Source organism: Microbulbifer maximicatervae (SeqCode) (genome assembly GCF_052467385.1).
Window position 1 is genome coordinate 4811052 of record NZ_CP174311.1, and the last position, 11808, is coordinate 4822859.

The window sequence follows — 11808 nt, forward strand, 5'->3', positions numbered from 1 at the left end:
CGCTCCAGCTTTGAGAAATAATACATCTAAACTATCAGTTAATAACGATTTGGCAGCTTATTTACGTACCAGAGTCAAGGATGAGGGTAACTGCTCCCCGTTCTTCAAGTAAGTCTCTTCCCGTTGTAACTTGCCGTTACCTAACCAGGTAAAAGTGAGGCTATCCAGACGACTCTTACTGTCCAAAGTAAAATTAGTTACATCCTTGAAAGAGAATGCCAAAGTATCTTCAGCACTATTTTTTTGCCAGCTTAACCTGGGCTGATTACCCTGGGGGCAATAGTGCGTCACTATTAAATTGTCGTTATCCAAGTGGTAGGCCGTCAGGGAATGTTGGCGCCCGTTATAGAGCCAACTTTCCAGTACTACGCTTCCCCCAGCTGTATCGGAAAAACTAATAACAAAATCGTCATTTTCCGCCCCTTCCTCTCGCCACTCTCCGGCTAGCCCTTTGATCCTCTCAAAAATTGCCTCTGCACCATTATCCTGGCTGGCAATCACAGGCTGAAATATTTCTATCCCAAAAAATAGAACTACTAGTTTTGATAAATTCCCTATCATATTCTCATCCAACCTTAGAAAAATACACAACAAGAAAGAACCTCCTAAAAATAAAAATTTCCGGAGTAGTCATCCTACAGTTGTTTTTTATATTTTCATGAGACAAATAGCAATACGCTTCATCGAATTCTCCGATTTAATACCCATGTCTCTGCTCATCAAGATAATAAACTATATTTAATTTCTAATTCAAAAATAAATGCCGACAAATACACTCGGATTAGCCCCCACACTTTTATTCTGGCAATGGCTATTCAAGGTATGGCTGCCTACCAAATAACTACAGATATAAACTCTTCGATATTATTATTTACAGCATTTTATTCCTGCTCACTTGGTACTAATACCAAAATATGAAAACAACTATCCCTATCAGGCGTACTAAATAAATTCTCCTCATTAAAGCAATCCTTATAGTAAATTGAGGGCCACGGTCGAGCCCGTACCTGACTGCGACGCCAGCAGTAAAAGCTATAGATGCAAAAAAGGAAGAAAAAATAAAGAGTGACCGCTAAGCGGCCACTCTACTGAGCGCCACCAGAGACGCTTATTCGGACGGGAGTACTGAGAATATGTCGCCGTGCTTATTCGAGGCCCAATTTAGACCATATTTCATCAATCTTTTTAACCACATTCGGGTCGCGCTCAATAGGTACACCCCACTCCCGACTAGTTTCACCTTCCCATTTATTAGTCGCATCAAAACCTATTTTTGAGCCTAAACCGGAGACCGGCGAAGCAAAATCCAAATAATCAATCGGAGTATTTTCTACCATCACCGTATCCCGCGCCGGGTCCATACGCGTGGTCATCGCCCAGATTACATCTTTCCAATCCCTGGCATTGACGTCTTCGTCAGCGACAATAACAAACTTGGTGTACATAAACTGACGCAGGAAAGACCAGACACCCATCATTACCCGCTTGGCGTGACCCGCATACTGCTTCTTCATGGTGACCACGGCGAGACGGTAAGAACATCCCTCCGGCGGCAAATAGAAATCGACAATTTCAGGAAATTGCTTTTGCAGGATTGGCACAAAAACCTCGTTTAAAGCCTCGCCTAAAATCGCAGGTTCATCCGGTGGGCGCCCGGTATAGGTGCTGTGGTAAATGGGATTTTTACGGTGCGTAACCTTCTCTACCGTAAACACAGGGAAGCTGTCCACTTCGTTGTAGTAACCGGTGTGGTCCCCATAGGGCCCCTCATCAGCCATATCATCGGGATAGATAAATCCCTCCAGAACATATTCGGCACTGGCAGGCACCTGAAGATCACTGAGTAAGGCATCAGTCACTTCTGTCTTATCCCCCCGCAGCAGGCCGGCAAAGGCATACTCAGACAAAGTATCCGGCACCGGGGTAACGGCCCCCAGAATTGTGGCGGGATCGGCACCCAGGGCAACAGCTACCGGATAGGGTTCACCGGGATGCTTCTTACACCAGTCCCGATAATCCAGCGCACCCCCGCGATGACTGAGCCAGCGCATTATCAGGCGGTTCTTTCCGATTAATTGCATCCTGTATATGCCCAGGTTTTGCCGTTTCTTCTCAGGCCCTCGGGTAATTACTAAGGGCCAAGTGACCAGCGGAGCGGCATCTCCCGGCCAGCAGGTTTGGATTGGCAGCTGATGAAGATCAACCTGATCCTTCTCAAGGACCACCTGTTGGCAAGCGGCACCCTTTACGACTTTTGGCCCCATATTCAGGACCTGCTTAAAGACCGGCAACTTCTCCCAGGCATCGCGGAGATTTTCCGGTGGCTGCGGCTCCTTGAGAAAAGCCAGCAGTTCTCCCACTTCACGCAGTTCGGCAACACTCTCTCTTCCCATCCCCAGGGCGACTCGCTCTGGTGTTCCGAAAAGATTGGCAAGAACTGGGGTCTCAAAGCCTACCGGGTTCTCAAACAACAATGCAGGCCCCTCAGCTCGCAATACGCGATCGGAAATTTCTGTCATTTCCAAAATGGGGTCAACAGGGTGCTTGATTCGTTTTAGTAGGCCGCGCTTTTCCAGCAACTTAATAAAGTCGCGTAGATCTTTATATTTCATGGGCTAACAAGGCGTGACTATAAACCAGAGCGCAGTGTAAAACAGAAGGCGCAGGATGGGTAACAACACACCAATTGGAATGAAGAGAGAGGAGGGAGGGAGTCGCGGCTCGCAAGCCTGGGCTGCGAGCCGCGGAAATAATAAGCTTTTTACAGCTTAGAAGCGGGGGCGACGCGGACGATCTTCGCGAGGCTTAGCTTCGTTAACGCGGATGTTACGGCCAGACAGCGGTTGGTCGTTCATCTCTTCGATAGCTTTGCGCGCTTCATCGTCGTTAGGCATTTCTACGAAACCGAAGCCTTTAGAGCGGCCAGTCTCACGGTCGGTGATAACAGTAGCCCGAGAGATCTCTCCGAATGCACCAAAAGCTTCGTGCAGGTCGTCAGAGGTTACCGCGTAGGCCAGATTTCCAATATAGATATTCACAAAAGGTTCTCACTAGGTGTGTGGGCTGTCGTGCAGTCACAAATGGATAACCAGCTCCACCAGATTAACCATTTGAGATTGGCCCTTTGCGGAGAAATAAACCCCTGGGCCAATTCAGTAAGGCGCGTTGCCTAAAATCCATATCAAGCGCCACAATGTGGAACTTTATATGCCTATTGGCTCGCCTTTTCAACAGTAATAGACGCAATTAATCGTCTTATTCTGCTCCTAATAAATAAAGAGCGCCTTTTTAGGCGCTACTTTATATACAAAAATTATTTCCGTTTCATGGATAGGAAGAATTCGTCATTTGTCTTGAAATCTTTCAATTTATCCACTAGGAATTCAGTCGATGCAACATCTTCCATATCGTGTAACAGCTTACGCAAAATCCACACTCGCTGCAGCTCGCCCTCAGGCATTAACAGCTCTTCCCGGCGAGTGCCGGATCTGCGCACATTAATGGCCGGATATACGCGTTTTTCAGCAATTTTGCGATCCAGCTGCAATTCCATATTACCGGTACCTTTAAATTCCTCGAAAATCACTTCGTCCATTTTCGAGCCGGTATCGATAAGTGCAGTAGCAATAATAGACAGACTTCCGCCTTCTTCAATATTTCGCGCTGCCCCAAAGAAGCGCTTCGGGCGCTCTAAGGCGTGAGCATCAACACCACCGGTTAATACTTTACCGGAGCTAGGAACTGTTGTGTTGTAAGCGCGAGCCAGGCGGGTGATAGAGTCGAGCAAGATAACCACATCTTTCTTGTGCTCAACCAGGCGCTTGGCTTTTTCAATTACCATTTCCGCAACTTGTACGTGACGTGCCGGCGGCTCATCAAAAGTAGAGGCAACAACTTCACCGCGCACGGAGCGCTGCATTTCTGTCACTTCCTCAGGACGCTCGTCAATCAGAAGTACGATCAAGTGGCACTCTGGATTATTGCGCGTAATGGCCTGTGCCATATTTTGCAACATAATCGTTTTACCGGCCTTCGGCGGCGCAACAATCAAGCCGCGCTGGCCTTTCCCGATTGGAGCTACAAGATCAATAATACGACCAATCAAGTCTTCGGAGGAGCCGTTTCCGCACTCGAGGGTGAGGCGATCGTTGGGGAATAGAGGAGTGAGGTTTTCGAAAAGAATTTTGTTACGTGCGTTTTCCGGTTTGTCAAAATTAATTTCGTTAACTTTTAATAAGGCAAAATATCTTTCACCTTCTTTCGGTGGGCGAATCTTTCCGGAAATTGAGTCACCCGTACGTAAATTAAATCGGCGAATCTGACTTGGAGATACATATATATCATCCGGTCCCGCAAGATAAGAGGAGTCAGCAGAACGCAAAAATCCAAAACCATCTTGAAGGATTTCTAATACGCCGTCGCCATAAATATCTTCACCGCTTTTGGCGTGGCGCTTGAGGATATTGAAAATAATATCCTGCTTGCGCGAACGGGCCAGGTTTTCAAGGCCCATGCCTTTGGCTATTTCAATCAACTCTTCAATGGGTTTGGTTTTTAATTCGGAGAGATTCATACCAATTGCTTATTAATGTTTCTGTTGTCATATGGCGCGGACACGCCTGAAATTTTGAGGAGGGGTTTGATATTAGAGATTAGCTCGTTTATTTACCCGATACACCTAGGTACCTTTTCCTACCAAGACCACAGTACTCAGTAAACTTTTGCTCTCCATAATCAATTTATGGAGCATTATCAGAACAAGTTCAACTCGAGGAGTATACGCGCCGGGGATGGTCAGGGACCCTGTGGAGGGGCGTTTTGTCAGCTCGTCTCATTTAATTCAAGACCGCTGAACTATTTCAGAATTACAGCCAGTATAACGGGTGTTTCCAATCCTGCAAAGAAATTTACCCCCTTTGCAGGATGGAAACGACAGTCTTATAGCTGACCGTCGATAAACTCAGTCAGCTGCGCGCGGGACAGTGCGCCGACTTTAGTACCTTCGACATTGCCGCCTTTGAACAGCAGCAGCGTGGGGATACCGCGGACATTGTATTTGGCCGGGCTCTCTTTATTCGCATCAACGTCTACTTTTACGATCTTCAACTTATCGCCGTAGTGGCCGGCCAGGTCTTCCAGCACTGGAGCGATCATCTTGCACGGACCGCACCACTGTGCCCAAAAATCTACCAACACCGGGCCTTCAGCTTTGAGAACTTCTGCTTCGAATTCAGCGTCAGATACGTTGACGATTGAGTGCTCGCTCATATTGCATTCCTGTTCTTTAGTTACTCGATGCGTGGGCACCGCCAACGCATCTTCTCACGGTCACAGCGGTGGTTATACAGCTGCGATGCACCATTGCCCTCAAAATTGGGGCGCAAAATGGGATTTCAAGTCTTTCCTGCCACAGACTTACGCCTGCTCCAGGAAGCGCTGCAAAATCTCATCGATATAGTCAAAGCCAAAAGCCGTGGCAGCAATCCGCTTATCCAAACACTCTACAAGCTCCATTGCCATCAAGGTAGGCCATTGTTTTTGCAGCTCGGACATCGGCAATCCGGTGTAGCGGGTGAAAGTATCACTGGGAACACCATCCGCCAGGCGAAGGGCATTCATAAGAAACTCCAGTGGCAAATCCTCATTCTCAACCCTGTCAGTATGGGGTTCAGACAAGGCACTATGCAGCAGCTCGGGATCTTGCCTGGCGATAGACAAGTAGTCCCTCGGAGTGCGTGTGCGACGACTGCGCAGAATTTGCCCAGTTTCAGCTAGGGTTACCTTGCCATGAGCACCGGCACCAATCCCCAGATAATCTCCGAATGACCAATAATTAATATTATGGCGGGATTCAAGTTCGGGTTTGCTATAAGCCGACACCTCGTAACGACGATAGCCCTCGGACGCCAGTAGTTCGCGTCCGCTGCCCTGCATACTGGCGATCAGCTGGGAGCCGGGGGTGACTGGTGGCGCACTGTAGAATGCAGTATTTGGCTCAATCGTTAATTGGTACCAGGAAATATGCTCTGGAGCCAAGGAAATTGCACGGCGCAAATCGCCAAGGGCTTCCACCTCGGTCTGATTGGGCAATCCGTGCATCAGGTCGAGGTTAATATTGTCAAAGCCCGCACGACGCGCCATTGCCAGGGCACCTTCGGCCTCTTCTCCGCTGTGAATACGTCCCAACTGTTGTAGCTGATTGGAATCGAAGCTTTGCACTCCAATAGAAAGACGATTAACTCCAGCAGATCGATAGCCTGTGAACTTGGCTTGTTCAAAAGTGCCGGGGTTGGCCTCCAGGGTTATCTCGACCCCCTCAGCAAAACCCACCACCTGCTCAGCAGCCTCCAGGATCTGCCCAATTGCTTGGGGGGAGAACAGGCTCGGCGTACCACCACCAAAAAAGATGGACTGCAATTTTCGCCCCTGCACCCAGGGCAACTGGCTGATCAGATCCAGGCGCAACTGCGCCACATACTCGGATTCCGGTAGGGCGTAGTCCGTATTAGCCCGGTCTCTATCAGCCTGGTGGGAGTTGAAATCACAGTAGGGACATTTGCGCACACACCAAGGGATATGGATATACAGGCTCAGCGGTGGCAGCTGTAATTCAGCAATCTGATCAGGCAAGGTCGGCACCCTGCATATTTTGCTGCCATAAAAGCTCAAATTGAGACATAGCCTGGGCCCTGTGGCTCAGTCGATTCTTCAAGTCTCTCGGCAGTTCAGCGGAGGTCATTCCCTCAGATTCAACAAAGAACAGCGGGTCATAACCAAAACCCTGCTCTCCCGCCGGCTCCCGCAAAATTGTCCCGCTCCACTTTGCACTAGATACCAAAGGCACCGGGTCATCCCATTGCCGCACGAAAGCCAGCGCGCAGTGGAAACTGGCAGTGCGATGCTTAGATTCAACATCAACCATGGCCTCCAATAACTTCGCATTGTTTTTTTCATCAGTCGCCCCGGCACCTGAGTAGCGTGCAGAGTAAATTCCCGGCGCACCACTCAATGCATCTACCGACAGCCCGGAGTCATCGGCTAATGCCGGCAGGCCACTGATACGGCTGGCGTGGCGGGCCTTAATCAAAGCATTCTCAATAAAGCTCAATCCGGTCTCATCAGCGTCACTTACCCCAAAGTCAGACTGAGGAAGAACCTGTATATCCCATGAGGCGAACAGCTGTGAAAATTCGCGAAGTTTGCCGGCATTACCGCTGGCAAGAACAATTTTATTTACCATATTGCTTCAAACAAAAAGCGGGCCTCGGCCCGCGGTGAATCTTAAAGAAGGGGTTTCGACCAGCTCTCAGCCAGCGGAACCTTGGCAGATGTCTATCGGTTCAATCTGCGACGGAAAGTGATCGTCTCACTTTTACCATTGGGCAGCTTGATATCTACGTTAAAGGTAAGGGTCTCCTCATCCTCAAAGCGCAGGGGTGCGAGATAGTAAACAGCATCCCCTTCCCGAATTTCTTTGAACTTAAGTGGTCTTGACTGCTGGATCAGGTTGGTAGCTGTGCCAGACATCTCAGCGCTGAGGCCATGGGTTCCGCCCTCTTTCTTGACGACAGAGACATTTACATACGCCCGATCTTTTGCTCGAGCCAACTGGTACTGACGGGCGATATCCGGCTGGATAAAATCGCTATTGAACACTGAATAGACTACTCGATAGTCGCCAAAATCAGCGTAGTTCTTAATCGTACGCGCTTCTTGCGCGGCAGCGCCGACAGATAAAAATAGCAAGGCCACAGAAGCAGCCAGGGTAAGGATGCGTTTCACGCTCCACCTCCAGTTGTTATAGGCGCCACCTCTCCCGGTAGGTTTGGTGGTCAATTCCAGTCAGGCCCCCTCAGGAGTGCCCCTCTCGATCTATTTATCGCGCCAAAGTCCTCCACAAAAGAGCTGGCGCAAATCTTAGTTTAGCGAGTTAGATGATAGATGGCTGTCTCACCAAACAAATTTGGTAAAAAGTCTTTGAATGCCCGCCCAACCGTGGACTCAGAAACCACTTGCCGATGCAGAATCGCCCAGCCATTTTCTCGGCATAACACCTCAAAGTCTGTAAAAGTACAAAAGTGAATATTGGGAGTGTCATACCATTCGTATGGCAATAAGTCGGATACTGGCATGCGCCCGGAGAATGCGAGGTGCCAGCGGGCCTTCCACTGCCCAAAATTGGGAAACGTAATAATGCAATCCCGCCCAACCCGGAGCATTTCCTCTACCACTAAATGAGGCTGACTCAAGGTTTGCAGTGCCTGGGTCATCACCACAGCATCAAAGCTACCATCAGCAAAATTTCCCAGCCCTGTATTCAGATTTTGCTCGACAACATTGACCCCACGAGCCACACATCGCTCTATTTGCTCGGGATCAATCTCCAGGCCATAGCCTTTCACATTTTTATTTCTCCCCAGCTGATCGAGCAGTGCACCATCGCCACAGCCGAGGTCGAGAACCCGGCTGTTGGGAGCGATCCATTCCTGGATCACATCCAAATCTATCCGCATCAGTACACCTCCTCAGCAATTTCTGCCGCAACTCTCTGCATATAGGCACGAAATACACCTTCATAACGACCATTGGGCAGCAGGAAGGCATCGTGTCCCATTACTGACTCTACTTCGGCATAGCTGACTGGAATATCCGCGTGCATCAGGGCATCGGCGATTTCCCTCGAGCGCTCCGGCGCAAAGCGCCAATCAGAAGTAAATGACACCAATAAAAACCGGCACTTGGCATGGGAGAAGGCCTCTACCGGGTCATCCCCGTATTCCCGAGCTAAGTCGAAGAAATCCAGCGCTCGAGTCATCAGAATGTAAGTATTGGGATCGAAGGTGGTGGAAAAACTGGCCCCCTGGTAGCGCAGATAACTTTGTATCTGAAACTCCACCTCTTCATCCGACCCCTGCTGAAAGCTGCCACTGCGCAATTCTCGACCAAACTTGCGCCCCAACCCATCGTCAGACAGATAAGTGATATGCCCGATCATACGCGCAACGGCCAGGCCTCTACGGGGTAACTTATCCTGTTGGAGGTAGTGCCCATCACAAAAGTCTGGATCGGATGTTATCGCTTGGCGTGCGGTCTCATTAAACGCGATATTCTGTGCAGATAACTTCATGGCAGAGGCAATCACCACACAATTACGCAGGCGCTCAGGGTATTCCAGTGACCAGCGCATCGCCTGCATCCCACCGAGACTGCCGCCAACAACCGCCGCCCATTGTCGAATACCTAGCATATCCGCCAGACGCGCTTGGCTGTGGACCCAGTCGCGGACACGCAGTGATGGAAAATCCGGCCCCCAGGTAGTGCCGGTATCCGGGTTGATGGATACGGGGCCGGTAGATCCGTGGCAACCTCCGAGATTATTAACGGACACCACAAAGAAATGATTAGTATCTATCGGCTTACCCGGTCCGATATAGTGGTCCCACCACCCCGGACGCTTATCATCGATACTGTGTCGCCCCGCAGCGTGATGATGCCCAGACAGAGCATGACAGATCAGAACTGCGTTAGTCTTTTCCCTATTGAGTTCACCGTAAGTCTCATAAACCAGAGTGTAATTTTTCAGCGCTCGGCCACAGGCCAACTCCAGCGGTTCACTAAAGTAATGACTTTTAGGCTCAACAAGGCCCACGGAGCCTGGGTCACCGGTAGTTGCGGTTTGGGCTTCCGCAGAAGCGATAGGATTTTCCGTTGACAAGGCACTGTATCTGTCAGGTTGATAGGTGCTGCCTGGCAAATTGCCGAAGCAGTCAGTGAATAAGATCACTGCAACTTATAACAAATGCCAGTCAGAACCAATATCAATTAGCACCCAATTCAGGTGGTATGGGAGGCCTTCAAGGGGGTTACATTGTGCGCGCGCGGCGCCGGCGCAACCGGCTGTGGTGCAGTGCTGTTGTGCCGCAGTAAATCCTCTAACGCCACCAGCGCCTTATCATTGCGCTGAACCTCATCCTCGAGAGTTCGAAGATCCGTGCGGCGGCTGCGCGTTTTCTGTTTCAACTCGGTGAGTTTAATCAAATGGCGATTGAGTAATTGTTTCTGATACTGCGCATGCTGTTTGAGAGGCTCAAGAGCCTGCTCTAACCAATTTTCCGCTTTGTTACCCATATCGTTGTACAGCCGACCCACTTCACTGGCAAGCGTGGTAATAAAGCGCTCGCTGAGACGGCTGCGGCGCGCCAATAACAACTGCGGGGATCGCCTCAGCTGAGCGGCCTGGCGATGCAGTCCACGCAACGCGAAACGAAATTTGCGGATAGTAAAATACTGCTCGGCATCATCGACTTTCTTCAAGCTGGAGCGCTCAAATACAGCGTCGAGCAAGCGATTAGCCTGATCCACTTCCCGCTCGAGGTTAGACATCTGATGGTCTACCCCTTCCATAAAAGTATCGATAGCCCTGGCCATGCCCATGGGCGTCCAACGGCGATTGAGAGTAGCCAGGGTATCGTCAATCAGCGCCTGCAACTGCTGTCTGGATATCGGCGCCAACAAAGAAGTGCTTTGTCGTGTAAGCATTCTCTGGCTGGATTTGAGCGTCAGCAATTCCTGATGACAAATCTTATGCTGCTCGCGCACGGTCGTCTGCAACTGTTCCAACTCTGCCAATTGCTCTGAGGTGTTGCCACTATTGCGCTGCAGGTGAGCCAGCGCTGCCCGGCCACTATTCAAACGACGCTTGAGTAGATCGCGGGTATCAGCCATCAGGGTGAGAGCTTGATGCAGTGAGCGGTGCTCGGCCATTTTATGCCGGTGCTCCAGCAGGCGCTGAACCAGCATCCTTTCAAACTCACCGAAGCGGCTGCTTCGCACCAAATCAGCATCCCGCTGCTGGCGCCCCAACAGAGCCATTTTTGCAGAGACACCGGCAACACTTTCCTGAGGCAGAGACAAGAGGCCGGCCACTTCAGCGCGCATGCGTCGCAACAGCAGCTCAGCATCCTCCTCCGGATCATCCCAAAGCACATCCATCTTGTTGAGCAGGGCCATCACGGATGTTCCGCGATGCTCTTGCAGTGGCGCCAGGTGAGTTTCCCACATGCTCATATCGGTACCACTTACCCCAGCATCGGCAGCCAGCAGAAAGGCAACCGCCTGGGCCCCGGGCAGTGTACTCAATGTGAGCTCCGGCTCATTGCCTAGGGCGTTCAGTCCCGGGGTATCAATAATACGCAACCCCTGATCCAACAATGGGTGCGGCAGACAAATCAAAGCAAAACGCCAGGCGGGGATCTCGACTAGGTTCCCCTTGCCATCCAAGTGGCGCCGATCAAAGCCATAGCGGGCGGCCTCTTCCGGCATTACTGACTTGGTCGAGGCAACCTTCAATAAAGTCTCTCGGGTCGCCTCGGGATCATTGGCATCAAACTCGTGAGTTACCCATTTTTGCGGAATTCGACGGAAGCTCTCCAGGCTGGTATTCGTCGCCAAGGTCTCAATCGGAAGCAGCCGCAAACTGGCGCGCTCGCCGCCATCACTGAAAATTTCCGTGGGACACATAGTGGTGCGCCCCGGCCTTGAGGGCAGTAGACGCTGTCCGTAAGTTTGCGACAACAGGGCATTGAGCAGTTCAGTTTTCCCCCGTGAAAACTCCCCAACTAAAACCAGGGTGAACTGATCATCTGCAAGTAGGGCGCGGGCCTGCTGTACAACCTGGCAGGCACCAGCGGAATTAGAGAAGTGCTGTTCAAGCCATTGGCTGAAGTGGGCAAACTGGCGATCGAGATTCTTTTTCCAACGGTCGTAGTCAGAAATATGCTGGCGTAAAAGTGCGTCTTCCATTTCACG

The 11808-nt window shown here is 50.4% G+C and carries 11 protein-coding genes; all 11 read right to left on the reverse strand.

Annotation, left to right across the window (positions count from 1 at the left end; translation table 11 throughout):
- Positions 1 to 57 precede the first annotated feature (57 nt).
- Positions 58 to 561, reverse strand: a complete 504-nt coding sequence (locus tag ACJJIR_RS20520; protein ID WP_444906639.1) for a hypothetical protein — start codon at positions 559 to 561, stop codon at positions 58 to 60.
- 584 nt (positions 562 to 1145) lie between these two features.
- Positions 1146 to 2612: a 4-hydroxy-3-polyprenylbenzoate decarboxylase gene (gene ubiD / locus ACJJIR_RS20525; protein ID WP_444906640.1), complete on the reverse strand. Its 1467-nt coding sequence runs from the start codon at positions 2610 to 2612 to the stop codon at positions 1146 to 1148.
- Between the two features lie 156 nt (positions 2613 to 2768).
- Complete coding sequence (rbp, locus tag ACJJIR_RS20530) at positions 2769 to 3038, reverse strand: RNA-binding regulator (RefSeq protein ID WP_020413665.1); 270 nt, start codon at positions 3036 to 3038, stop codon at positions 2769 to 2771.
- Positions 3039 to 3313: 275 nt separating this feature from the next.
- Positions 3314 to 4573: a transcription termination factor Rho gene (gene rho, locus ACJJIR_RS20535; protein ID WP_108731406.1), complete on the reverse strand. Its 1260-nt coding sequence runs from the start codon at positions 4571 to 4573 to the stop codon at positions 3314 to 3316.
- Between the two features lie 365 nt (positions 4574 to 4938).
- A complete protein-coding gene (gene trxA, locus ACJJIR_RS20540; RefSeq protein WP_282930316.1) occupies positions 4939 to 5268 on the reverse strand; it encodes a thioredoxin TrxA in 330 nt (109 codons plus the stop codon).
- A gap of 147 nt (positions 5269 to 5415) precedes the next feature.
- Complete coding sequence (gene hemW / locus ACJJIR_RS20545; protein WP_444906641.1) at positions 5416 to 6630, reverse strand: radical SAM family heme chaperone HemW; 1215 nt, start codon at positions 6628 to 6630, stop codon at positions 5416 to 5418.
- Positions 6623 to 7240 (reverse strand): RdgB/HAM1 family non-canonical purine NTP pyrophosphatase, encoded by a 618-nt coding sequence (gene rdgB / locus ACJJIR_RS20550; RefSeq protein ID WP_444906642.1) that lies wholly within the window; start codon positions 7238 to 7240, stop codon positions 6623 to 6625. Before rdgB ends, hemW begins: the two co-directional genes overlap by 8 nt.
- 92 nt (positions 7241 to 7332) lie before the next feature.
- The gene (locus ACJJIR_RS20555; RefSeq protein ID WP_413664060.1) at positions 7333 to 7782 is read right to left on the reverse strand and encodes a DUF4426 domain-containing protein; all 450 of its coding nucleotides are present in this window, start codon (positions 7780 to 7782) and stop codon (positions 7333 to 7335) included.
- A 140-nt stretch (positions 7783 to 7922) separates the two neighbouring features.
- Positions 7923 to 8513, reverse strand: a complete 591-nt coding sequence (gene metW, locus ACJJIR_RS20560; protein ID WP_413664059.1) for a methionine biosynthesis protein MetW — start codon at positions 8511 to 8513, stop codon at positions 7923 to 7925.
- Positions 8513 to 9697, reverse strand: coding sequence for a homoserine O-succinyltransferase MetX (gene metX / locus ACJJIR_RS20565; RefSeq protein ID WP_444908441.1), 1185 nt, complete (start codon positions 9695 to 9697; stop codon positions 8513 to 8515). Before metX ends, metW begins: the two co-directional genes overlap by 1 nt.
- A 137-nt stretch (positions 9698 to 9834) precedes the next feature.
- The gene (locus tag ACJJIR_RS20570) at positions 9835 to 11802 is read right to left on the reverse strand and encodes a dynamin family protein (RefSeq protein ID WP_444906643.1); all 1968 of its coding nucleotides are present in this window, start codon (positions 11800 to 11802) and stop codon (positions 9835 to 9837) included.
- Positions 11803 to 11808 lie beyond the last annotated feature (6 nt).

Excerpts from the sequence above, each read along its gene's own strand:
- trxA (WP_282930316.1), bottom strand. The coding sequence starts at position 5,268 with ATGAGCGAGCACTCAATCGTCAACGTATCTGACGCTGAATTCGAAGCA.
- ACJJIR_RS20520 (WP_444906639.1), bottom strand. The coding sequence starts at position 561 with ATGATAGGGAATTTATCAAAACTAGTAGTTCTATTTTTTGGGATAGAA.
- metW (WP_413664059.1), bottom strand. The coding sequence starts at position 8,513 with ATGCGGATAGATTTGGATGTGATCCAGGAATGGATCGCTCCCAACAGC.
- rdgB (WP_444906642.1), bottom strand. The coding sequence starts at position 7,240 with ATGGTAAATAAAATTGTTCTTGCCAGCGGTAATGCCGGCAAACTTCGC.
- ACJJIR_RS20570 (WP_444906643.1), bottom strand. The coding sequence starts at position 11,802 with ATGGAAGACGCACTTTTACGCCAGCATATTTCTGACTACGACCGTTGG.
- ubiD (WP_444906640.1), bottom strand. The coding sequence starts at position 2,612 with ATGAAATATAAAGATCTACGCGACTTTATTAAGTTGCTGGAAAAGCGC.
- rho (WP_108731406.1), bottom strand. The coding sequence starts at position 4,573 with ATGAATCTCTCCGAATTAAAAACCAAACCCATTGAAGAGTTGATTGAA.